Genomic DNA, 22,855 nt, shown 5'->3' on the forward strand with positions numbered 1-22,855 from the left:
GACGATGTAATTCTGACAATCGAGCGTTGATTTCCATTTCTACAATGATTAATGATGTTCAACCGTCACTCGTTTCAGAAGTCAAACCTGGGAACAGTTAGAACCGCAGATGTACGCGGATCAACGCAGATAAAAATAAACTGTGCTACTACTGTAATTTGCAGTTTATGGTAGCGGAATATCTGGGGGCTCCGCTTCGCTTCGACCCCAGCCACCCGTCGTCGTCTTCCGTCACACAGGCGAGAGTGTCGTGAAACAGGAGCTTGTTGCTCTGATTATTTTACCACGAAGACACAAAGGCACGAAGAGTTCTGTAACAATATTACCTCAAATTCATCATCATGTTCGTGATTGTTTTTCATGATTCATAAATTTCTTTGTGCCTTCGTGTCTTCGTGGTTCCAAAATTATTATTTCAAAGAACTTCTTGTTTCCCTTGGCGTCTTGGCGGTTATTTTCTTCAATTCCTGGTGATCGGTTATGGCTACGCCGGGTTGGGAGCATCCGTGGTTCAAAATTCAACTCTTCCCCACTCAACTCGCTTTCAACCTCATTTGGCATTGTTCGAAATTTCTGCACTTCTTATCGTGTGAACTTCGGTGAATCACAGACAATAGGAAAGGGAAGCCCAGATGGCAGATGTGGAAATCGAAATTGAGGAACAGGAGTCTGAACAGCTTTATTTTCCGGAGCCTTCGGAACGACAATTGACCGCTCGAGCCGTCATTGTGGGATGTCTGGTTGGCAGTATCGTTTCCTGCACGAACATTTATATTGGCCTGAAAATCGGCTGGGCGTTCGGGGCTTCGATTATCTCCGCTGTCCTCGGGTTTTCGATCTTCTCGCTGTTGAACCGCAAACTCTCGGTTCTTGAAACCAACATCGCACAAACCTCCGGCTCCGCAGCTGGGTACATGTCTTCGGCAGCTGGCTTGCTGGCCCCAATTCCGGCAATGATGCTGCTTGGTTATAACTTCAGCTGGTACGCCTTGATGATGTGGTCGGTTTCGGTTGCCTTCCTGGGTGTCTTCTTTGCCGTGCCATTAAGACGTCAGGTGATCGATGTCGATAAGCTCCGCTTTCCGACGGGAACGGCGACTGCCGAAACGATTCTTGCCATGTATGGAGATGCAGCTGATGCTCTAGCTAAAGCTCGCGTACTGGTGATAGCCGGGATTTGTGCAGGTCTGTTTACTCTGGCCTACCACTTTGTTCCGGAACTCGAACAGCCTCCCATTCATGAATGGGAGTGGGTTCCCGGAGTAGCATATTTGGCGGTAGCGGCTGCCTGGGGATTCAAAGTTTATCTCGGTCCCTCGCTGCTGGGAGCTGGATTTCTGATCGGCCCGCGCGTGGTGCTTTCTCTAGTCGGCGGAGCGATTCTCGGCTGGGGAAGTCTAGGACCTTATTGTCAATCTATGGAGTGGGCACCAGGACCAATCATGGCCTATGAAAATGGTCCCCGTGGCTGGTTACTCTGGCCGGGTGTGGCTCTGATGGTTTCAGAAGCTCTCGGATCCCTTGCTTTCTCCTGGAAAACATTTGTGAATGCTTTCACAATGCCCGTCGCCAAAAGTCTCGATGAAGAACAAACCGTCTCCGGGCACATCCCCAACAGTTGGTGGATTGGCGGCTTGATTGGCGGATCCATTCTGGCCATTATCATCACACAGTTCGTTTTCGATATCCCCTGGTATTTAACACTCATCGCCATTCCGGTTTCCTTTATCCTTTCAATCGTAGCCGTGCGTTCTGCTGGAGAAACCGATATCAATCCGATTGGGGGAATGGGAAAAGTGACGCAGTTGATTTTTGGAGGCATCGCACCCGGTTCTATCTCGACTAACCTGATGGCAGCCGCGATTACTTCTGCAGGAGCTTCCCAAGCAGCTGACATGATGCAGGATCTGAAAACGGGCAAGATGCTCGGAGCCGCTCCTCGTAAACAATTTATCGCCCAGTTATGCGGAATCTGTGTCGGAATCCTGTTCGCAGTTCCTGTCTATTTTATCTTTACTAAGGCTTACGAATTGGGGAGCGAACAACTCCCGGCTCCAGCTGCGATGGCCTGGAAAGCGATGGCTGTCATTCTGAACGAAGGCTTCGGAGCCCTGCCTCCATTTGCCGAAGAGTCGATCATTATTGCCGGCATCATTGGGCTAGCCATTGCAGGTCTACGACAAATTAAATCGATCGCCAACTTCGTCCCGAGTGGACTGGCAATGGGCATCGCTTTCATCGTCCCAGCTTATTATTCCCTCGTGATGTTTTACGGCCTGGTCGTCTGGTTGATCTGGAAAGCGATCGCGCCAGCAGCCGCTCAGAAATACAACTTCGCCCTCGCCTCCGGACTGATCGCCGGCGAAGGTTTGATGGGTATTGTGAACGCGGGGCTGACGATTGTTGGAATTCATGCATTTGGTGATATTCAATTGCGTATCCGTGAATTACTACAGTATCTTGGGCTGCAGTAATCGTCAAATAATGGCCAGATTCACACACTCGCTTGCGCTTCGTGCTTGTATTCCTGTCCTCTGACAGGAGTCTGGGGGCAGGAATATTATGATTGTCCAACTTCATGTCCAATGAAATTGCCCGTCAACTTTATTCGCAGGAGTTCAAACGGAATCCTTACCCGATTCTGCATGAACTCCTCGAACAGGGGCCGATTGTTCGCTCGAAGTTTCCCTTTCTGGGTAATGTCTGGATGGTCTCTTCTCATGCAGCCGTTAATGAGATGCTCAAAGATCGGAAGCGATTTGTTCGCGACCCGGCCAGTCTTGGCAAAGGTCAGCGAGGTTACTTTCCGTTCTGGATGCCGCGGAGTTTGCGGGTGATGGCTTCGGGCATGATTCTGCGGGATGAGCCCGATCATCGTCGCTTGCGAATCCTCGTTGAACAGGCATTTGCTCGACGAAGTCTCGAACAGATGCAGCCTCGCATCGAGGAAATGGCAGACGAATTAATTCAGGAGATGCGTGAAAAACATCGAAGGACTGGTCAGTCTGTCGACTTGATGGCCGAATATGCCCAGCGATTTCCAATAGCCGTCATCGCAGAATTGCTCGGATTACCCGAAGCGGATCGCTCTCGGTTCGGCAACTGGGCGGAGAAGTTTGCGATCGAACCAGGACTAATCGGCTTTCTGAAACTCGTCCCTTCGCTTGGGAAAATCGAAAAGTATCTGCGTGGTCAAATTCAACTTTGTCGAGACGCTCCACGCCCCGGCTTATTGACGGAACTGGTGCAGGCGGAAAGCGATGGGCAGCGACTGACCGAAGATGAGCTGGTTGCAATGGCGGTGCTGCTGTTATTTGCGGGGTTTCTGACGACAACCCACCTGATTGGCAACGGCATGCTCGAACTTTTTCGGCACCGTGATCAGCAGGAACGGCTATTGGGCGATGATTCGCTGATGGAAAGTGCCATCAACGAAATTCTGCGTTACACATCCCCAGTGCAATTCACTAAACCGATGCGTGCTGCTGAGGCGATGAATTATTATGGAGCCGAACTGGAAAAGGGAGACGTCTTGATGGCGGTCCTGGCAGCTGCCAATGTCGATCCTACGGTCTTTGTAAATCCAGATCGATTCGATATCACCCGCAAACCGAATCCGCACATTGCTTTCGGAGCGGGAATTCACGTCTGTCTGGGTATGAAACTGGCGAAACTCGAAGCGCGGGTTTCGTTTCAAAAATTATGGTCAGAACTGAAGAACCTGGAACTGGCTATTACTCCAGAAGATGTCCAATGGAGCAAACAAAAAGGTGTCCGACGTCCTCAAGCCTTACCGATTCAATTCGGCTGACAATAAGCACGATGCACAAGCGAGTCCGTCTCTTGTATCGATCGCAAATTGACGGACTGGATTTCGCCTCATGCTTCTGCCGGCATTGATAATCTCTACGAAGCAACCTGTAGAGTGACAGACTGAGTTTTCTTGGTACTCTGTGGCACTTCGGCTTCCGAGAGATCCAGATCGATTTCACCACGACGGATATCGATAAAGGAATCGGCTTCGATTCCGAGTTTAACTCGACCATTCGAGATCTTCAGAACTTTGATCTCAATTGAGTCGCCGATGATGATTCGCTCATTCAGTTTTCGTGATAATACAAGCATCGAACCCTCCGTGGAAATATGCCGCTAATAGAAAAGCTCAAGAATCGAGCAACGGTTCGGACATGTGCACACAGTGTGCCAAACTCGTATATATCCCATTAACTGTAACAATGGGGGCAATAAGAAGCCTGGGGCGTAGATGCTGTGGTTGATTGGTAACCACTATTTTAGTTATTGGACACAGACTGATCGCAGAGCGTCCCAATTGAAAGCTCTGCGTTCAGGGAAAATCAGGCTCTGTTGCGTTTTAAACCAAGATCAAGTGCTGCAAAATCAGACAATGACGACAATTGCACGGATTTTGCAAGAATTTGCTCAAGCGAACTGACTGAGATAAGGAATTTTTTCCGCGGTCTGCTTGATGAATTCCTGATTTTCCAGCAGGAGAGTCATAAAATCCCACTGACCCGAGAGCAAAGCGTCGCGAGCAGAGTCGAGGATATCGATGTCGCACGAGAAATCTCCTGCAGTCACCTTTTTCGCGACCAGATCGACTTTCACTTCCAGTTGAGGATCGGCTTCGACCCGTCTGCCCAGTTCATCCACATCTGTTGAACTGGCTGTGACAGCTGGAACCCCGAGAGCGGTACAGTTTCCGAAGAAGATCTCCGCAAATGATTCCGCAATGATCGCCTTGATTCCCCATCTCATCAGCGACTGAGGAGCGTGTTCACGGGATGACCCACACCCAAAGTTGCGGCCAGCCAGCAGCACTGAACTGTTCTGATACTTCGCATTATCGAAGGGATGATTCGGATTCTGCTGCCGGTCATCTTCAAATGCATGCTCGCCAAGTCCATCGAAGGTGACGCAGCGGAGGAATCGAGCCGGGATGATGCGATCGGTATCGATGTCATCCAGGATCAAAGGAATGCAGGTGCCGGAAACTTGTTTGATTTCGTTCATTGCTCGACCTCTATAACTGTAGGGTGCATCTAGACGCACCGGAATCGACTATGATCATTATTAATTGGGGTAGCGGGGGCGCTCCGCTTTTGCGGAAGCCCCCGGAAGTTCTATCATTCAGGGGCTTCTCTTCGAGAGCGCCCCCGCCACCCGCGTTTATTTAGCGAGTGGCACTGGTCATCTCAAACCCCGACAGGTTCCATCATTTCCCGGACATCGGCCACATGCCCATTGATCGCAGCGGCTGCCACCATAGCCGGGCTCATCAATAAGGTTCGGCCTGTCGGGCTACCCTGACGTCCCTTGAAGTTGCGGTTACTGGAAGACGCACACACCTCGCGGCCCTTCAATTTATCCGGATTCATCGCCAGACACATCGAACAACCGGCTGCTCGCCACTCGAAGCCCGCTTCTTCAAAGATTTTATCCAGACCTTCTTCAACGGCCTGTTTCAGTACTAGTTGAGAGCCAGGCACAACCAGTGCTTTCACACCGGGAGCAACCTTGTGACCCTTCACGAGTTGAGCCGCTTCTCGAAGATCGGAAATACGTCCGTTGGTGCAGGAGCCGATGAACGTCACATCGACTTTCACACCTTTGAGCGACTGCCCCGCTTCCAGGCCCATATACTCGTAAGCTTCCTGAGCTCCGGCCCGGTCATCCTCTTCAAAACTATCGAGCGTCGGCACATTCTCGTTGATGCCGATCGACTGTCCCGGCGTAATTCCCCAAGTCACGGTCGGCTCGATATCGCTCGCATCGAAGGTCACGACATCGTCATATTCGGCATCCGGCCCTGAAGCCAGGCTCAGCCACCACTCGGCTGCCTTGTCGAAATCTGCCCCCTGAGGAGCCTGCGGACGACCGCGTAAATAATCGACGGTTGTTTGATCCGGATTGATATATCCACAACGGGCACCCCCTTCGATGCTCATATTGCAGACCGTCATCCGCTCTTCCATCGTCATCCGGTCGAATACATCGCCCGCATATTCATAGGCATAACCAATGCCGCCCTTCACACCCAGCTTCTGAATGATGTACAGTGTGACGTCCTTGGCATAAACGCCGGGATTCAGTTCGCCATTCACTTCAATCCGGCGAACTTTCGGCTTGCCGAGTGCCAGAGTCTGTGTCGCCAGCACGCCGGCAACCTGACTGGTGCCGATTCCGAAGGCGATTGCACCGAATGCCCCATGAGTCGAGGTATGACTGTCTCCACAGACGATCGTCAATCCGGGCTGAGTCAGTCCCTGTTCCGGGCCGACAATGTGGACAATTCCCTGACGAGAGTCGCTGATGTCGAAGAGAGTGACGCCGAATTCCCGACAGTTTTTCTCGATTTGAGACATCATCTGCTCAGCCAGCAGATCCTTAAATGGCCGCGCCTGATCATCCGTCGGCACAATATGATCGACTGTCGCGACCGTTCGCTCGGGATACATCACGCTCAAACCCCGCTCGCGAAGCATGGCAAACGCCTGCGGGCTGGTCACTTCGTGAATGAGATGCAGACCGATGAACAATTGTGTTTGTCCGGTCGGCAAGGTGCCGACGTTATGCAGATCCCAGACCTTGTTAAACAGATTCTTTTTCTCGCTCATTATGACCTTCAAATTTGATGAGGACAGTTCGTCAAAGCAGACAGAGCCGAAAGCGATTCCCGCTCGATGTCTTTCCATTCCAATCGCGTAATATGCAATTCGCCTACACTGCCACAGCAGTTCGTACACGATGCACTTATCTCACAGAGTGACGATTTTATTCACTCTACACAAAAGCGAGACAAGAGCAAGTCGACAGAGTTCGCCAGAATCGAGATCCCACTGTTTTAAGGCCAGAAGGAATCCACATCAGTCACATCGATCAGGCATGGGTGGATATTGATGGGTGCTCTGAGGATGTGCCCATACGGTCATATTCCAGGCGAATAATAATGAACTGAGGGAAATTCTCGGGTGGCCCAGATAGCTCTGCTATCTGGGTGGGCGAAGTCCATAAGAGGGTTTCAGTTAATAGTGAGTTGGACGTGAAGAATCTTACGGCTACGCCGCCCCGAAAGAATCTTTCAGGGCCATTCGCGTACGACCTTCCACATAAGGCAGGAGCCTGCCCTACTTGACTTAGCCACCCGCGGGGACATGTTTACTAGACATAAGGGGAAGCCTCTTGTGACTTTGTCACACCGGTCGCTGCTTCGCATCAAACGGTGCTACTCGTTGCCCAGCCACCTGCAAGTTCCACTTGTCGCTCCACGTGTTATTGTGGACTTTAACGGTTACAGGGATTCATTCGATCATATGATAAATGTCAAGTGAAATGAGGCTACCTGTCGATTCGAATAGTAGTGCTAACTCATTCTTTCTCGAGGCCTTAGAAAATGATCCGAATCCTCTTTTGTTTTTGCGTGATTGTATTGTGCTCAGTCGATGTTTATGCACAACAGCTGCGTTCCATCGATGCGTCGAATCCAATTGGTCGCGGGCAGCGTGAACTCATCATTGGGGATCGCCAGACGGGTCGATCGAATTTTGCTTTGAGTTCAATATTCGATCCAGAGGATTCATCAGGAGGGTATACCGGCATTGATGCCGCAAAAATCACTGTGGGAAGCGATCTTTATACCGGCGGAGCCTTCAGTACGTTGCTGAATCCGGGCACCCGTTTCGAAGTTCAAGTCCCATTTATTTCCGTTCGCGAAATTGCGTCTCCCACACGGATTAACAGTTTCGAAATTCTGGGGGGATTTTCTTACTCTCGTGCTCACGGAAATGACGACTTCCAGCTCAACGAGCCGATCGGAGGTGGACTGCAGGCCGAGATTGATTCTGTGGACCTGTATCAATTTCACCTCGATTGCCTCTTTCGGACGAAAATTCGGTCGGAGAGCCGAGATCAGTTAATAGAGCTCTTTGTCGGAGCTGGTGCAGGTTTGGGAAAAACGAAAACGGACTTGAATTTCACGACGTTCAACCCGAACAAAACGCAGTATTTCGTACCGGTGGGAACGGGAGTCTCCGAATTGGAAGATGATGGTGTGTTTGGTGGACGGATTACAGCGGGCGCGGGCACAGAAACCCGATACGGACAATTCAATCTGATTACGAATCTGTTCATCCTGCAGACGGGGGGAGTAACGGGGGCTTCGGGCAACTCGACAGGTGTGACTGTTGGATTTGAGTTTCGCCCCGGTCGTTCAAATGCAGACTTCAATCGTGATGGCTATGTGGATGGATCCGACTATTTAATCTGGCGAAACAACCTGGGAGCAACTGAATTCTCGAACAGCGGCGGGGATGCCAATTCTGATGGAACGGTCGATGCACAGGACTTCAACATCTGGCGAAATCAAATGAGGCAATAAGTTCTGCAACTCTCTGTATCGTGGAGCATGGTGACCCGAACGACTTTGTCGGTAGGGTGCTGAAAGCACAAGATGTTACACCGTTCGCTCTTCATCTCTAATGTAAGCCAAATTCATCTTCCATCTCCAAACTGCGAGTGGGTGTTATAGAATCTTCCATCGCCACCCACGATGATGGCAAACGTTGCAGGATGCCGACCAGCATGGCGATCACATACACCGAATAAAACGCGGAACCAGCATTACGGCTTGCAATTCAGTTTTTCTGTAGCTCACCTTCTACAAGGTTGGCGAGTTGTTGGCCGGTGAGGCCAGCTTGAAATCCGCTGTCCGACTCGGAGCCGATCAATACGGCATCGGGTAATGTAATTTGAAAATTGTCTTCGAGTTCCATAACCAGTTCGACCAGATCCAGCTCATCGGCACCAAGTTTTTTCCCCATTATTGGATCAGCAAGGCTGAACGTGTCCTCCGCGACGTTGAATTGCCTGGCGATGATCTGTTTGACCATTGCTCGGGTTTCGACTTGAGCCGGGACACCTGCAGGTGGGTCAGAGTAGCCGCCACATCCGACGAGCAGTGCGAGTGTGGCACTCACGATAAGCAACGGAATCGGTCTCATTTCATTGCCTCGGTTGCTGGATAACTCATGATGGACAGGATTAGCTTCTGTCTCATAAAGTTTGACATTCTGTATAACACATTTTTCAATATCGACTGAGGAATCGATCTCTGTCAATCAGGAGAAGGTTCGTTAGAGCAGTAGGGTCTGCTGTGCTTAACAAGTGGAAGCCTCCTATGACTTTGTCACACCGGTCGCTGCTTCGCATCAACCGGTGCTACCCAGTGCGCCGCCCTGAAAGAATCTTTCAGGGCCACTCTATATTTTGTTATTCTTCGATTTGAAATTCTATTCGATCTTTCCCATACGCATAATAATATGCTGGAATATTAGATAAAGCATTATTTTCCTCAAATGACACTATTTCATCACCGTTGTAAATACACCCCTTAAATTCATGACTGTTAAGTTTTGCATTGAAAAGCGTGTACAGAACCTCATTGCAAATAATAGATTCATGCACTTCAACATCTTCGAAACCGGATTTTTTTATAATACTTTCAATGGTTTCTTCTACTTCAGGTTCCAGTTGATGAACTTCTTCTGGGGATTGTGAGATCATGAGATACATACCTAAATATGATATTATCAGGTCTTCAGGTTCTACTTTATCATGATCAACGTCGCAAAACGAAAAACAGCATGGACCATTAAATCCTCCTCCCTGAGAACCATCTCGCATCTCGTAATCTAAAAGAGTTACATATTCTACATCATCGTGTCCATCTATTTTGACCATAGCTTCATAACGAATATGAATACGCCTGGGCTTTTCACCAAGCTCAAACGGCGTCGACAACCACTTTGAAAACTGTCGCTTCATTATAAAATGTAGAATTTTTTGTAACATGTCTTATAATATCTGAGTGGACGAAGTCCATCAGATGCTTTCAGTTAAATGAACTGTTCTGCCAAGTCCTGCTTACGGCTATGCCGTCCTGAGAGAATCTGTCAGGGCCATTCGCGGTAGTTGATTCGCATCAACCGGTTCCATCCGCGGCAAAGTTTATTTTGCAAATATAGAACCACCTCAGTAATTACGTGTCGTGATAACATTATGAAAAATAATTGGCCCAAGCTTGGTGACAAACTGTTTTCCGAAACAGACCAAGTAGATAGTGACTTCCACCGTGAAAGTCTCTTCTGTCGTAATCAACCTCAAGCGGGTGCATTTTATGATGCTGCAATCACATTGATTGATAACTCCAAGTGCGAAGACAGGTACAAGGACTATTTAATTATTCCAGTGTGCTATCTCTTTCGGCATTCGGTTGAAATTCGTTTGAAGAATATACTTAAGTACTGTATTGAAACCGGGAGAGTTAAAGAAACTAAATCAATTGTTAAAGTGTTGAAAGGGCATTCACTTCAACCTCTGTGGAATAAGGCCAAACATTTAATTGAGGATATGGGTGATGATCCAGACCTAATCCTTGCGACCGAAACGATAATTCTAGAACTTCACAACACTGACCGAACCGGCCAGACGTTCCGCTATTACCAAAACACTGACGAGACTGTAAATGACTACTCACAACTTCCAATCTGGATAAACAAAAAGAACTTACGCGACAGGATGGAGGGTCTCAACGGTTTTCTTTCGTCTTGTGAGTTGATTGCGAAAGAGGACTTTCAGAATGGTTAATACACCAAGCCGAGCAACCTCTTAAGGCTCAGACTTCGTGCTATTTGACTCTGGGCTTTTTTGCCAGTCGTAAGATGTCCCGCCCGACTTTGTCGGTTGGGGCCTGGAAGTACAAGATGCTTTACCATTAGCTCTCCATGCCTAATGAACTGCAAAATCATTTTCTCAATCGCCTTTTTGGTTTGCTTGCGAGTCGAATTGCAATTCCATAAACTACCCGTTCTTCGGTTAAGACTGGCCTGACATTATGAACAGGCAACTTCTTCATGTTTGAGTCCATTACAAAGAGTTTAGGCAGTGCGCTGGGCAATTTGCAGCGTGGCCGTATTAATGAAGCCAATATTCAAGAGGCGATTCAGGAGATTAAGCAGGCGCTGCTGGAAGCGGATGTCAGCTATGATGTTGTTGATGAGTTCATAAAGACGGTCACGCAGCAGTCTCTGGGGGAAAAGGTTCTCAAGTCGCTTAAGCCGGGCGAGCAGATTGTCGGGATTGTTCATCAGGAACTGATCAACCTGATGGGGCCTGTCGACCATTCGCTGCATATGCGGAAGTCGGGTATCAGCATCATTATGATGTGTGGTCTGCAGGGGTCCGGGAAAACGACGACCTGTGCCAAGCTCGCCAAAATGTTGCTGGCTGAAGGTCGCAAACCGATGCTCGTCGCAGCCGACTTGCAGCGTCCGGGTGCGATTGAACAGCTGAAAACCGTTGGTGCTCAGGTTGGGGTGCCGGTGCATGCGGAAGATCCCAAAGGGAATAATCCGGTCAAAGTTTGCCAGAATGGTGTGGCAGCCGCGAAGAAGACCAGTTCGGTTGATACTGTCATTCTCGATACCGCCGGTCGATTGCATGTCGATGCGGAATTGATGAAAGAGCTGTCTCAAATCGATCGCAAGTTGAGCCCAGATCAGGTGTTGCTCGTGACCGATGCGATGACTGGTCAGGATGCGGTCCGCTCGGCGAAAGCGTTCAACGAAGCTCTCGAACTCGATGGAGCGATCCTCACCAAACTCGACGGCGACACCCGTGGTGGAGCGGCGTTGAGTGTGAAGCAGGTGACCGGCGTGCCGATTAAGTTTATCGGTGTTGGCGAGCAGCTCGACAAGCTGGAACTGTTTCATCCGGATCGTATGGCGAGTCGAATTCTGGGGATGGGCGATATTGTTTCGCTCGTCGAAAAAGCCCAGATGCAGTTCGATGCCGAGGAGATGGAGAAGCAGCAGGAAAGAATGGCCAAGGGGAAATTTACCCTGGACGATTTCCACAAGCAGATGAAGCAGATCAAGAAGCTCGGCTCGATGGGCGAAATCATGAAAATGATTCCCGGCATGGGTGGCATGGCTGACATGATGGCTCAGACCGACGGGATGAATCCGGACAAAGAAATCGGCCGCATGGAAGCGATGATTTCTTCGATGACGCCCCAGGAACGTCAAAACCCGAATTTGATCGACCGCAGCCGACGTAATCGAATTGCCCGGGGTTGTGGATCGGAGCCGGGAGCGGTCGGGAATCTGGTCAAGCAGTTTAACGACATGGCTGGCATGATGCAGAAGATGGCCGGCATGGGTGTCCGCGACAAAATGCGAGCCGTCCAGGAACTCTCCAAAATGGGCATGGCCGACCCAGGCGGACGGATCACCGATAAAAAACTCCGCAGCAAACGCGGCCCAGCTGATGAGAAGAAACTGCAGCAGATTAAGAAAGATAAGCGGAAGCAGGCACGGAAGGCGCGGAAGAAGAATCGGTGATTGTCGGGGTTCGGGATTCGGGTATCGGGTTTCGAATTCACAGATTGCCTCACTTGAACATACGAAACCCGAATACCGAAACCCGAAACCCACATTAAATGACACACGACATCTACCAAAATCCGCTCAATACCCGTTACGCTTCTCGTGAGATGAGTGGCATCTGGTCTGCTCAGAAGAAACATTCGACGTGGCGGCGGCTGTGGCTGGCGCTGGCGGAATCTCAACAGGAGTTGGGGCTGGATATTTCGGAGGCTCAGCTCAATGAGTTGCGTAACAGTCTGGATGATATTGATTTTGAGAGTGCGGCTAAGCATGAGAAGAATGTTCGTCACGATGTGATGGCTCATGTGCATACGTGGGGAGATCAATGCCCGGCTGCCAAACCGATTATTCACCTCGGAGCGACCAGCTGTTTTGTGACCGACAATTCGGAGTTGATTCAGATTCGCGAGAGCCTGATGCTCGTTCGCGAGAGGCTCGTGAATGTGATCGATCAGCTGGCGAAGTTCGCGAAAAAATATCGCGATCTCCCCTGCCTCGGTTTCACTCACCTGCAACCGGCTCAGCCTATGACCATCGGCAAACGGGCGACGCTGTGGTGTTATGATCTTGTGCTCGATCTCGATGAAATCAATCATCGACTCGCAGTGCTGAAAATGCGGGGCATTAAAGGGACGACCGGTACACAGGCGACTTTTCTGCAGTTGTTTGGAGGCGATCACGGCAAAGTTGCTGCTCTCGACAAACTCGTTTGCGAGAAGATGGGGTTTGAGAGTTCCTATGCGGTCACCGGGCAAACTTATTCCCGCAAGATTGACGCTCAAGTGCTGGCCAGCCTGAGTGGGATTGCTCAGTCATCTCACAAAGCGGGTTCGGATATTCGGATTCTGCAGCATCGAAAAGAATTGGAAGAGCCGTTCGAGAAGAATCAGATTGGTTCGTCAGCAATGGCTTACAAACGGAATCCGATGCGGTCCGAGCGGATGTGTGCGCTCGCTCGATTTGCGATGTCGCTGCAGGCGAATGCCGATCAAACGATGGCGACCCAGTGGATGGAACGCACGCTCGATGATTCGGCCAACCGAAGGCTTTCGTTGCCGCAGGCGTTTCTGTCGGTTGATGCGATCCTGATCATCTATCGCAATATTTGCGATGGGTTGGTCGTTTACCCGAAAGTGATCGAGAAGAATCTGAATGCGGAATTGCCATTCATGGCGACCGAAGAAATTCTGATGGCGGGCGTTGCGGCTGGCGGGGATCGTCAGGAACTGCATGAGCTGATTCGTGTTTACAGTCACGAGGCGTCGAAAGTCGTGAAAGAAGAAGGCTTGCCGAATGATTTGATCGAACGGCTGACGAAAGACGCAGCTTTCTCCAAAATCGACCTGGCGGCTACGCTGGATGCGAAACGGTATATCGGTCGGTCTCCGGAGCAGGTCGATGAATTTCTGCGGGATTATATTGAGCCCATCCGTAAGGATTTTGCGGAGGCGCTCAAGCGTGGAAACGAAGATTTGGATGTTTAGTGCCGTTTCAATTGCATCAAGATCTGCATATGATGAACTGGAAGCGAGTGAATCATTTATCTGGAGCAGTAGGATGATCTCAAGAATTACGATTGATCCTGAAATCTGTCATGGCAAGCCCTGTCTGCGGGGATTGCGGTATCCAGTTACGATGGTTCTTGAGTTGCTGGCCTCGGGAATGTCGGTTCCTGAGATCCTGGCTGATTATCCAGATCTGGAAGCGGACGATATTACTGCATGCCTGCAGTATGCGGCTCGCTTAAGTGATGTGAAATCGACAACACAGGTTTCCATATGAAATGGTTGGTCGATGCGCAGTTGCCTAAACGACTCTCCGAACGTCTTAATGAGCTTGGGCAAGACTCGATCCATACACTTGAGCTACCTGAAGCAAATCGCACGACTGATGATCAAATTAGTCAGATTGCAGATGGTCAAAACAGAGCAGTAGTCTCGAAAGACAGTGACTTTCTGGATTCCCACTTGGTAACAGGTTCACCAAAGCAATTTTTGTGGGTGAAAACAGGAAATCTCTCGAACAATGCATTACTCACATTGTTCGAGAACAAATTGATCGAACTGGAATCTGCCTTTCAGCAAGTCGATTGTGTCGAGTTGACTCAAGCCGATTTAATCCTGCATCAATAATTACTATGCCAAATCTTCAATCCGCGAAGCTTTTCAAGATCTCCTCATATGTCTTGACGTGATCCCTAAAGGTTTCGGGTGTCGCGGTGTAGGTGATGATGTAACTCTTGTCCTCATTCTGACTGGCCATGTAAAACTGACGTTGTTTCAAGGTATTGGGGACCGTTTCTGAGGGATTCATCCGCTGGTCGACAATCACTCCTTTGTTGGAGCCGAAGGTCTGAATTTTTGATTTGAAGTTATCGACTTTCATGCCCATCTGCTTGTACTGCTGGGGGAGAATTTTCACGATTAGATCGGCAAATTCCTGAGTGGCCGGAAGTTTACTATCGATGACGACAACATTCACGTTTTCGAGAAAATCATCCTGTCCATTTCGGATCAGCAGGACTTTAATTTTCTCGAAATCGAAACTTTGCTTTTTCAGGTAGTCTTTGGCGGTATCGGTTATCCCGCCATCAATGAGTTCGGATTTGAGCGATCCATTGATCGGCAGCCAGCCGGTAGGATGGGTGAATGAAAATCCCGATTTATCTCGGTAGTCTTCACAAAAAGCGGTATTGGCCAGACCAACAAGCATTAGGCTGAAAATCAGCAGGGACGATGATAAGCGTTGCATCGGAGATTCCTTTGGGTGAAATTTAAGGAAAGAACAGTTATAGAACTCCTAACAATACACGAAATTAAATTCGTTTTAGTCGTATGAAATCACGGGTGGCGAGGCGCTCTCGAAGAGAAGCCCCCGAATCGTAAAACTTCCGGGGGCTTCCGCTGACGCGGAGCGTCCCCGGCACCCCAGATCATTTAGACTGAAATCAGTTTTGTTAGCGGTTCATAATCGGCTTTATCATGCCGTCTCATTTGGCAAATGTACACTGTAGTGAGGGAATGTTACAGATTGTTATGCAATTCGTGATTGTGAAATTAGGTAAGTTTTAAGCGGGACTCATTTTTTTGATCGCGAAATGATCTGGAATGGTCTTCTCTAGTTGAAAAACTGTTGAGATCTGACTACAGTACCGAATTCCGCGAATTGGCGCGATTCTAAAAGACGGCGAAGTTGCCGAATTCCGAGTGGGATGTTCACTCATTATTGTAGATTTTCTGTAAGGGTGTTTTAAGGTATGTCAATCACCAAAGTGAAGAAGCAGGAACTGATTGATGATTATAAGCGAACCGAAGGGGATACCGGTTCGCCCGATGTTCAGATTGCCGTTTTATCCCATCGTATCAGCGAGTTGACCGCTCACTTGAAGACTCACAGCAAAGATTTTGCAAGCCGACGTGGTCTGCTGATGCTGGTCAGCCGTCGTCGCCGATTGCTCGATTATGTTCGAGCCAAGGATCCGTCACGTTACGCATCCCTGATTGAGCGACTCAGTTTGAGAAAGTAGCGGTTTAACCCGGCGAGTTTTCGTCGGGTTTTCTCTTTTACCCGCCTTGCGTAAGGGTGGAATGGCTACTGATTGATAGCCGAATTGATGATCTGAATTCCCGGGAAGCCGCTGTGGATTTCAGGTCGATGCTGGACGCATTTCTGTATTACTGCGTCGTTGATTTGTTAACGAAAATGTTGTCGAACGCTTGCAGGCTGGCTGCTGATGAAAGTAGCCGTGAATTCATTGCTAAATATCGATAGAAAAAAGAAAGAAAATCTGTGTCAGGAAAACAAATTGTTGTTGAGAAGGAAATCGCAGGTCGTCAGCTGAAAATGACGACTGGAGAAATTGGGAAACAGGCCAGTGGCGTTGTCATGGTTCAATACGGCGAGACCAGCTTGATGGTCGCCGCTCAAACAGGTCCCGCTCGAATGGGGATCGACTTTTTTCCACTGACTGTTGATTATCGCGAACGCTATGCCGCAGCCGGGAAGTTTCCTGGTGGTTTCATTAAACGGGAAGGTCGTCCTTCGACTCACGAAATTCTGACGGCTCGATTGACCGACCGTCCCCTTCGCCCATTGTTTCCCAAGGGATTCCGTGACGAAGTTCAAATTCAAACTGTCGTGCTCTCCAGTGATCAGGAAAATCCCTCGGATGTCCTCTCGATCAACGGAGCCAGTGCCGCTCTGTGTATTTCACCGATTCCCTTCCAGGGGCCAATCGGAGCCGTGCGGGTTGGTATGGTCGATGACAAACTGATTCTCTTCCCGACCGACGAACAGACCAAATCGGGCGATCTGGATCTGGTTGTTGCCGGTAATCGGGAATCGATTCTGATGATCGAAGGTTTCGGTCGCCAGATTCCAGAAGATGTGATGATTGATGCTCTGCTGTTCGCTCACAAAGCGATTGGCGACCTGTGCGAATTGCAGGAAGAACTGGCTGGCAAAGTCGGCGTCGAGAAGAATGAATTCACCAGCCCGGCTGAGAACCCATTCGTCTCCATCGTTCGCAAAGATGCCCTCGATGATTTGAAGAAGGCTCGACAGAATCCGAAAAAAACGGAACGCTCTGCGGCAGCCGCTGAAATCAAGCAGGAACTGATTGACAAGTACTTCCCTGAGGGAGCCGAGGAAGATAGCGAAGGTCGCACCATCGGCGATTTCAAAGAAGCCTTCTATCAGGTTGACAAGCAGGCCTGTCGTGATTTGACCGTGAATGGTCATCGTCTCGACGGTCGTTCTCCCAATGAATTGCGGGATGTCTCCTGCCGGGTCGGTATTACTCCTCGCGTTCATGGTTCTGCCCTGTTCACACGCGGTGAAACTCAGTCGATCGCTTCGCTGACACTCGGAACCGTTCGCGATCAACAACGGGTTGAAGACCTGTTCGGCGAGCATACCAAGCGATTCATGCTCGATTACAACTTCCCATCGTGGTCGGTTGGCGAATGTCGTCCGATCCGAGGACCAGGACGTCGCGAAATCGGTCACGGAGCTTTGGCAGAACGATCTGTTCAATGGGTTCTGCCAGATGAATCGGTTTTCCCATACACGATTCGAATTATCTCTGATATTACCGAATCGAACGGAAGTAGCTCAATGGCTTCTGTTTGTAACGCGACTCTGGCTCTGATGGATGCCGGTGTGCCGATCAAACAGCCTGTCGCTGGTATTTCTGTCGGGATGGTTAAAGAAGGCGACAAGTACGCTCTCCTGACTGACATCATCGGCGATGAAGATCACTTCGGCGATATGGACTTCAAAATTGCCGGAACCCAAAAGGGAATCACCGGGATTCAGCTCGATCTCAAAATTGATGGGATCAATGAAGAGATCATGCGGAAGACTTTGGAGCAGGCCCGCAAGGCTCGCCTCGAACTTCTCCGTTCGATGCTGACTGAAATTCGTCGTCCCCGCAAAGAAATTTCGATGCTGGCTCCACGAATTGAAACTGTCAAAATCGATCCTGAAAAAATTGGTCTGCTGATCGGACCTGGCGGAAAAAACATTCGTCAGCTTCAGGAAGATACCGGCACTCAAATCGATATCTCCGACGACGGAACCGTGACAATTGCTGCTTCCAAGGGAACCGGAGCGGAAGATGCCAAAGCTCGCATTGAAGCAATGACCGAAGAAGTTCGCGTTGGTCGTGTTTACAACGGAACTGTTATTGCGATCAAAGATTTCGGAGCATTCGTTGAAATCGCACCAGGCAAAGATGGACTTTGTCACATCAGTGAATTGTCGAATGGCTTCGTCAAGAATGTTGGCGACGTTGTGAAAATCGGCGATAAACTCGAAGTGAAAGTCATCGCGGTTGACGAGCAGAATCGCGTCAAACTCTCCCGCAAAGCTCTGCTGCCCGATGCGGAAGAGGAAAAGGCGAAAGACGATGATGATTCCGAAGATGAAGAAGATCTGAGCTTCGACGACTAATCGTCAGGTTTTACAAATACAAGAACGCAGCGGGAGTGCATTGTCATTCCGGCTGCGTTTTTTTGTGGACAGAGATTTTTTTCCAAGCACAAAGCGCAAGCGAGTCCAGTTAAGCGATGACACACTCGCTTGCGCTTCGTGCTTGTATTGACCAGTTACCAGTGGCTCGTCTGGAATAGAGTTATGCATGAGTTGGGATTTCGTCTAATCTCATGATAAACTGAGGTTCGTATTTACCGTTCGTAGAAATCCAGGTCGATCAGAATGTCTGACATGACAAACACTTCTTCTGACAATTCGACGTTGAATGATACCGAGCAGGAACTTCGGGCACGTTATCTGGAAATTGCGGAACTGGCGGGCGGGTTGGCCCACGAGATTCGCAATCCTCTTTCCACCATTTCGCTCAATCTGGGTGTTTTACGAGAAGAGTTGGATGGAGCCGACGATCCACGAGACCAGCGCATGGTTAAGCGTCTGGCAGCGATTCAAACCGAATGCGATCGGCTGGAGGATTTCCTGAACGACTTTCTGCAATTTGCTCGTGTCATGGAATTGAACTTTCAGGCTGTCGATGTTTCAGAGTTTGTTTCGGAGTTGATCGAATTCATTAAACCGGAACTCTCACAACAAAGCATCGAAATCTCGCCGCATCTCGGGACGAATTTGCCAGCAGTTCAAATTGATGAAGCTCTTTTTCGTCGGGGCTTGCTCAACCTGACACGGAACGCTCAGCAAGCTATGCCTGATGGAGGCGTGCTCGAGTTTCAAACTTATCTGGCAGACGATCAGGTGGTTCTGGAAATCATCGATACAGGCAAAGGCATTCCCGAGAATGTACGGGAAAAGATCTTTGACCCGTTTTTCTCGACAAAAACTGGGGGTTCCGGCTTAGGTTTGCCGACGGTTTGTAAAATTATCGAAGCTCATCAGGGAGAAATTCAATGTGCCAGCGAAATCGATAAAGGAACCCGATTTCGAATAACTTTGCCTGTCCTGCCTAAAAGTGATTAGCAAATGTCCGAAGACAATCCAAACCCCGGTTCAAGCAGGCGAGACCTTTTGACAGGCAAAGCGATCCGACATTCTCTCGAACGTCGTGGTCAGGAGATCGCTGACGAACTGCTGGGGTCTCAGGAGAAATCGGCACGCGGTTCTGGAGACACAGTCCGCTTATCGACAAAAGCGATGGCCTGTGAATTTTCGCTGATCCTCAATCCATCGGAGAATCGCCGACAAGTGATCACGGCCACTGATGCACTCGACATTATTCACGAAGTGGAAACTCAGTTGACGGTGTATCGCGAAACGAGCGACCTGCTCGCCATTAATGAAGCGGCTCGACAGGGCGGAGCAACCGTTGAAGCAGAGATTTTTAAGCTGATTGAGCTGTCGATTCAACTCGCTCAGCAGACACATGGTGCATTCACACCGACAGCTCGCGCGCTCAATCTTCTCTGGAGAACAAATCGGTCCCTGGGGAAAGTGCCTGATGCACAGGAGATTGAAGCGGCAGTCATCACGAGCGACTATCGCGATGTATTGCTTGATTCAAAGAACCATGTCATCACCTTTCAAAATGAACTGACAGGGCTTGATATGAGCGGGATCGGCAAAGGGTATGCGCTCGACCGAGTCGCTGATTTTCTACAGCAGGAGCAAGTCGAAAATTTTCTGCTGCACGGTGGACACAGCAGCATTCTGGCACGGGGCACTCACAGCACACCTTTAGGCTGGCCCGTGGGGATACGTCATCCTCAGGCACCTCATAAGCGAATCGCGACCATCCTTTTGCAGGATCAGGCTTTCTCAGCCAGCGGAAGCGGTGTGCAATTCTTTCGGCATGAAGGAAAGCGATACGGTCATATCTTCGATCCCCGCACAGGCTGGCCGGTCGAGCATATTCTCAACGCTGTTGTTCTTGCTCCGAATGCAGCCATTGCAGATGCTCTCTCCACCGCCTTCTATGTGCTGCCTCTGGAAGAGTCGATTGCCTATTGCGAGCAGCATCCTGAAATCGCCGCTCTCATTTTTCCCAACCCTCCCGCTGGAAAACGCCTGGAACCCGTCTCGATCCACATCGACGAAAAACGACTTCACTGGCAATAAGCGTTCCGCTTAACCGGGGCAGTCGCATGTTCGCAATAAGACTGAGACGCTGGTATTTGCTCCTGCAGGACGCTGTGAGGCATTTTGCTTCGTGCCTGGTCGATCGCAAATTTTTCGTTTGATGTGTGCCACTGCTGGCTTGCCCGGCAGTGTGAAATATGGTGTTGAATTTCAGATTTCAGAATGAGATGACATTTAGCGATGGATGAAGCAGTAGGGTGAGTTTAAACACACCTTTCTATGAGTGTTCATACACGAGCATAAACCATTCACGTGAAATTGGAAAAGAGTGAAAGGTGCGTCGAGACGCACCCTACTGCTCTTTCGAGCTTTAAATGTCACCCTCAAATCGCTACACCGCAGGCAGTTTGCCTGCTCCAAACCTCTGAACGTACACGACATTTAGCGATAGTTGAAATACTACTCGTCTGAGACGCTGGTGGTTGCTCCTGCAGGACGTTGTGAGTCATTTTTGCTTCGCCTTATGCAGGTCCTTTGCAGAGAGTAATACAGACACGAAGCGTGAGCGAGTGTGTCAGAACGTAATAAACTCACTCGCTTGCGCTTCATGCTTGTCTCTTCTGAGGTCAGGGGATGTTTCTTAACCAGCGAACGAGCAGTACGGTCACGTCATCTGTTGGTCGCTTACCTTCGCAGAAGCGGTTCACATCGGCTTGCAGAAGTTCGACGAGGTCTTTGACGCTGCGTTCGTGTTCCACACTGATGAAATCGAGCAGACGTTGCAGTCCATATTGTTCTCCCGTTGGAGAAACGGCTTCGGTAATGCCATCGGTCACAACGAGTACGGTATCTCCCCGATGCAGCCTTGAAATTTTATTGACCTGCATTTTGTTTTCGTTGGTCATACCGACTGGCAATACATTGGAATCCAGAGTTTCGATTTGTCCATCATGTCGAACGAGATAACCCTGATGTCCGGCTGCAATATATTCAAAACTACGAAGGTCTTTGTCGATTGCAGCCAGAAACATCGTGACAAATCGACGGTGTTGCGTATCGATAACGAGGGCCTGATTGAGCCGAGTCATGACTTCAACCAGATCGCCATGCGAGTTAACGTAAGCTCTGAGATAGGCCCGCGTTTGAGCTGCCAGCAGCGAGGCTGCCAGATCGTGACCGCTGACATCACCCACAACAAATGCAAAACGACCATCCGCCAGTCGCAGGTAATCGTAATAGTCTCCCCCGACGGCTTCAGACGCATAGGAAAAGCCAGCGGCATCGATTCCGGCAATTTCCGGATGATCATCGGGGAGCAAACTCTGTTGGATTTCTTTAGCGGCCTCCAGTTTCGAAGCCGTTTTTTCCAGTTCCATTTCCGCCCGGTAAGCATTTTTGTAATCGAGCAAGAGCCCGATCAAGGGGGTGCCGTAGGCCAGGATCTTCAGATAATACGCATTGAAAAAGTTGGCATCGAACAACTCTCTGGATCCCAATCCGGCGACCACGTTTAGCAGAGCTGCTGGTATGGCGCACAGTATCAGACTATGTGAAAACAGACTGGGAAATTTTTTCCAGAATCTAGGGAAAACCGTTGTTCCCAGAAACATCCAGAACACAAATGGAATGAGTTCCCAGGGGCGGGAAATCCAGAGTTCGGGATATTGCGAATCGGGAACACTGACAATGACGGCAAAAAAATGAATGATGACATAGGCAACCAATCCAAACAGGAAGCCAACAAGAATGAGATAGCGGGCATCGTTTTTTGTCGCTTTGCGGGCAGGAAGTTTCTTACGCACGATAAAGGGAAGCGTACCAGCGGTCAGAATAGCGACATTGAATGTGCGCGAGACCGCCCAGGTAAACGGGATGAAGTCTTGCAGATTTTTGACCGCGAACACCAGACGATCTGCTGCCAGAATATTGAACGCATCGAGCATGCCGGAAAAAAACAGAGCCGTGCCAATAATGGGAGTGGTGACATCGCGCTTGAGCCGATAATGCACGATGGACAAAATTCCCGTAAATATCGCCAGGCAAACCGAAGTCCACTCCAGTATCGTGTGATAGAACGGACCTGACATCTCGTAGTAGGTCAGGATTGCAGCAGTTGTTGACACTTCGACTCTGGATTTGGAGTTCGTCCAGCCTGCCGTGTAACTAATTCCCCAGCCGCCCAATGACATGATGGCGATGATCAGTGTCAGGATGAGAACAGTCAGAACGACAGTCTTGGGAAGTCGATTCGGTTTCATGAAAGTTCGTCTATGCAGGTCGTCGCACGATGTTGATTTCAGGCTAGATTACTCACCGTCACATCGTGTCATGCTGCGTCTTGAGAATATTGGAATCTGAGAGTTTTCATAGCA

At 49.5% G+C, this 22,855-nt stretch carries 19 protein-coding genes; 12 read left to right on the plus strand and 7 right to left on the minus strand.

Annotated elements, in window-relative coordinates; all coding sequences use genetic code 11:
* The first annotated feature begins 632 nt into the window (after nucleotides 1-632).
* Together Pan54_RS17555 and Pan54_RS17560 are read left to right on the plus strand one after the other, a co-directional pair.
* Nucleotides 633-2,474: an OPT family oligopeptide transporter gene (locus Pan54_RS17555; RefSeq protein ID WP_146504715.1), complete on the plus strand. Its 1,842-nt coding sequence runs from the start codon at nucleotides 633-635 to the stop codon at nucleotides 2,472-2,474.
* 92 nt (nucleotides 2,475-2,566) lie between these two features.
* Nucleotides 2,567-3,811: a cytochrome P450 family protein gene (locus Pan54_RS17560; RefSeq protein ID WP_146504716.1), complete on the plus strand. Its 1,245-nt coding sequence runs from the start codon at nucleotides 2,567-2,569 to the stop codon at nucleotides 3,809-3,811.
* 95 nt (nucleotides 3,812-3,906) lie between these two features.
* Here the strand turns inward: Pan54_RS17560 and Pan54_RS17565 are convergent, their stop codons facing one another.
* The 3 genes from Pan54_RS17565 to leuC all read right to left on the minus strand — a co-directional run bounded on the left by Pan54_RS17565 (nucleotide 3,907) and on the right by leuC (nucleotide 6,635).
* Nucleotides 3,907-4,125: a carbon storage regulator gene (locus tag Pan54_RS17565; protein WP_146504717.1), complete on the minus strand. Its 219-nt coding sequence runs from the start codon at nucleotides 4,123-4,125 to the stop codon at nucleotides 3,907-3,909.
* Nucleotides 4,126-4,440: 315 nt separating this feature from the next.
* Nucleotides 4,441-5,031 carry a 3-isopropylmalate dehydratase small subunit gene (gene leuD, locus Pan54_RS17570; protein WP_146504718.1) on the minus strand — a complete coding sequence of 197 codons (591 nt, stop codon included), beginning with the start codon at nucleotides 5,029-5,031 and terminating at the stop codon, nucleotides 4,441-4,443.
* 182 nt (nucleotides 5,032-5,213) lie between these two features.
* A complete protein-coding gene (leuC, locus tag Pan54_RS17575) occupies nucleotides 5,214-6,635 on the minus strand; it encodes a 3-isopropylmalate dehydratase large subunit (RefSeq protein ID WP_146504719.1) in 1,422 nt (473 codons plus the stop codon).
* Between the two features lie 776 nt (nucleotides 6,636-7,411).
* Between leuC and Pan54_RS17580 the strand changes: the two genes are divergently transcribed.
* Nucleotides 7,412-8,395 carry a dockerin type I domain-containing protein gene (locus Pan54_RS17580; RefSeq protein ID WP_146504720.1) on the plus strand — a complete coding sequence of 328 codons (984 nt, stop codon included), beginning with the start codon at nucleotides 7,412-7,414 and terminating at the stop codon, nucleotides 8,393-8,395.
* 256 nt (nucleotides 8,396-8,651) lie between these two features.
* On the opposite strand, the gene Pan54_RS17585 is transcribed toward Pan54_RS17580, so the two are convergent.
* The gene (locus Pan54_RS17585) at nucleotides 8,652-9,017 is read right to left on the minus strand and encodes an acyl carrier protein (protein ID WP_146504721.1); all 366 of its coding nucleotides are present in this window, start codon (nucleotides 9,015-9,017) and stop codon (nucleotides 8,652-8,654) included.
* A 268-nt stretch (nucleotides 9,018-9,285) separates the two neighbouring features.
* The gene (locus Pan54_RS17590; RefSeq protein ID WP_146504722.1) at nucleotides 9,286-9,867 is read right to left on the minus strand and encodes a hypothetical protein; all 582 of its coding nucleotides are present in this window, start codon (nucleotides 9,865-9,867) and stop codon (nucleotides 9,286-9,288) included.
* Nucleotides 9,868-10,074: 207 nt separating this feature from the next.
* Here Pan54_RS17590 and Pan54_RS17595 point away from each other — a divergent pair, with 207 nt between their 5' ends.
* The 5 genes from Pan54_RS17595 (at nucleotide 10,075) to Pan54_RS17615 (ending at nucleotide 14,593) form a co-directional block, all read left to right on the plus strand.
* Complete coding sequence (locus Pan54_RS17595; protein ID WP_146504723.1) at nucleotides 10,075-10,662, plus strand: hypothetical protein; 588 nt, start codon at nucleotides 10,075-10,077, stop codon at nucleotides 10,660-10,662.
* Nucleotides 10,663-10,928: 266 nt separating this feature from the next.
* Nucleotides 10,929-12,416 carry a signal recognition particle protein gene (ffh, locus tag Pan54_RS17600; protein ID WP_146504724.1) on the plus strand — a complete coding sequence of 496 codons (1,488 nt, stop codon included), beginning with the start codon at nucleotides 10,929-10,931 and terminating at the stop codon, nucleotides 12,414-12,416.
* A 98-nt stretch (nucleotides 12,417-12,514) separates the two neighbouring features.
* Entirely contained in the window at nucleotides 12,515-13,945 is a 1,431-nt protein-coding gene (gene purB / locus Pan54_RS17605; RefSeq protein WP_146504725.1) for an adenylosuccinate lyase, read from the plus strand.
* A gap of 73 nt (nucleotides 13,946-14,018) precedes the next feature.
* The gene (locus tag Pan54_RS17610; protein WP_207310171.1) at nucleotides 14,019-14,243 is read left to right on the plus strand and encodes a DUF433 domain-containing protein; all 225 of its coding nucleotides are present in this window, start codon (nucleotides 14,019-14,021) and stop codon (nucleotides 14,241-14,243) included.
* A complete protein-coding gene (locus Pan54_RS17615; protein WP_146504727.1) occupies nucleotides 14,240-14,593 on the plus strand; it encodes a DUF5615 family PIN-like protein in 354 nt (117 codons plus the stop codon). The genes Pan54_RS17610 and Pan54_RS17615 overlap by 4 nt, the downstream gene beginning before the upstream one ends.
* 16 nt (nucleotides 14,594-14,609) lie before the next feature.
* Here Pan54_RS17615 and Pan54_RS17620 read toward each other — a convergent pair whose 3' ends face one another.
* The gene (locus Pan54_RS17620; protein ID WP_146504728.1) at nucleotides 14,610-15,212 is read right to left on the minus strand and encodes a hypothetical protein; all 603 of its coding nucleotides are present in this window, start codon (nucleotides 15,210-15,212) and stop codon (nucleotides 14,610-14,612) included.
* Between the two features lie 505 nt (nucleotides 15,213-15,717).
* Between Pan54_RS17620 and rpsO the strand changes: the two genes are divergently transcribed.
* From rpsO to Pan54_RS17640, 4 genes are all read left to right on the plus strand, one after another.
* Nucleotides 15,718-15,987, plus strand: a complete 270-nt coding sequence (rpsO, locus tag Pan54_RS17625; RefSeq protein WP_146504729.1) for a 30S ribosomal protein S15 — start codon at nucleotides 15,718-15,720, stop codon at nucleotides 15,985-15,987.
* Nucleotides 15,988-16,250: 263 nt separating this feature from the next.
* Complete coding sequence (gene pnp / locus Pan54_RS17630) at nucleotides 16,251-18,413, plus strand: polyribonucleotide nucleotidyltransferase (RefSeq protein ID WP_242631360.1); 2,163 nt, start codon at nucleotides 16,251-16,253, stop codon at nucleotides 18,411-18,413.
* Nucleotides 18,414-18,686: 273 nt separating this feature from the next.
* Nucleotides 18,687-19,427 (plus strand): sensor histidine kinase, encoded by a 741-nt coding sequence (locus Pan54_RS17635; RefSeq protein ID WP_146504730.1) that lies wholly within the window; start codon nucleotides 18,687-18,689, stop codon nucleotides 19,425-19,427.
* A 3-nt stretch (nucleotides 19,428-19,430) separates the two neighbouring features.
* Nucleotides 19,431-20,522, plus strand: coding sequence for an FAD:protein FMN transferase (locus Pan54_RS17640; RefSeq protein ID WP_146504731.1), 1,092 nt, complete (start codon nucleotides 19,431-19,433; stop codon nucleotides 20,520-20,522).
* Between the two features lie 587 nt (nucleotides 20,523-21,109).
* Here the strand turns inward: Pan54_RS17640 and Pan54_RS17645 are convergent.
* Nucleotides 21,110-22,741 (minus strand): PP2C family protein-serine/threonine phosphatase, encoded by a 1,632-nt coding sequence (locus Pan54_RS17645; RefSeq protein WP_146504732.1) that lies wholly within the window; start codon nucleotides 22,739-22,741, stop codon nucleotides 21,110-21,112.
* Between the last annotated feature and the right edge of the window lie 114 nt (nucleotides 22,742-22,855).

The sequence above is a fragment of the Rubinisphaera italica genome (assembly GCF_007859715.1).
Classification (GTDB): Bacteria; Planctomycetota; Planctomycetia; order Planctomycetales; family Planctomycetaceae; genus Rubinisphaera; species Rubinisphaera italica.

Coding starts and splice junctions, on each gene's coding strand:
- Pan54_RS17555 (WP_146504715.1), top strand. CDS start 633: ATGGCAGATGTGGAAATCGAAATTGAGGAACAGGAGTCTGAACAGCTT.
- Pan54_RS17565 (WP_146504717.1), bottom strand. CDS start 4,125: ATGCTTGTATTATCACGAAAACTGAATGAGCGAATCATCATCGGCGAC.
- leuD (WP_146504718.1), bottom strand. CDS start 5,031: ATGAACGAAATCAAACAAGTTTCCGGCACCTGCATTCCTTTGATCCTG.
- leuC (WP_146504719.1), bottom strand. CDS start 6,635: ATGAGCGAGAAAAAGAATCTGTTTAACAAGGTCTGGGATCTGCATAAC.
- Pan54_RS17580 (WP_146504720.1), top strand. CDS start 7,412: ATGATCCGAATCCTCTTTTGTTTTTGCGTGATTGTATTGTGCTCAGTC.
- Pan54_RS17585 (WP_146504721.1), bottom strand. CDS start 9,017: ATGAGACCGATTCCGTTGCTTATCGTGAGTGCCACACTCGCACTGCTC.
- Pan54_RS17590 (WP_146504722.1), bottom strand. CDS start 9,867: ATGTTACAAAAAATTCTACATTTTATAATGAAGCGACAGTTTTCAAAG.
- Pan54_RS17595 (WP_146504723.1), top strand. CDS start 10,075: ATGAAAAATAATTGGCCCAAGCTTGGTGACAAACTGTTTTCCGAAACA.
- ffh (WP_146504724.1), top strand. CDS start 10,929: ATGTTTGAGTCCATTACAAAGAGTTTAGGCAGTGCGCTGGGCAATTTG.
- purB (WP_146504725.1), top strand. CDS start 12,515: ATGACACACGACATCTACCAAAATCCGCTCAATACCCGTTACGCTTCT.
- Pan54_RS17610 (WP_207310171.1), top strand. CDS start 14,019: ATGATCTCAAGAATTACGATTGATCCTGAAATCTGTCATGGCAAGCCC.
- Pan54_RS17615 (WP_146504727.1), top strand. CDS start 14,240: ATGAAATGGTTGGTCGATGCGCAGTTGCCTAAACGACTCTCCGAACGT.
- Pan54_RS17620 (WP_146504728.1), bottom strand. CDS start 15,212: ATGCAACGCTTATCATCGTCCCTGCTGATTTTCAGCCTAATGCTTGTT.
- rpsO (WP_146504729.1), top strand. CDS start 15,718: ATGTCAATCACCAAAGTGAAGAAGCAGGAACTGATTGATGATTATAAG.
- Pan54_RS17635 (WP_146504730.1), top strand. CDS start 18,687: ATGACAAACACTTCTTCTGACAATTCGACGTTGAATGATACCGAGCAG.
- Pan54_RS17640 (WP_146504731.1), top strand. CDS start 19,431: ATGTCCGAAGACAATCCAAACCCCGGTTCAAGCAGGCGAGACCTTTTG.
- Pan54_RS17645 (WP_146504732.1), bottom strand. CDS start 22,741: ATGAAACCGAATCGACTTCCCAAGACTGTCGTTCTGACTGTTCTCATC.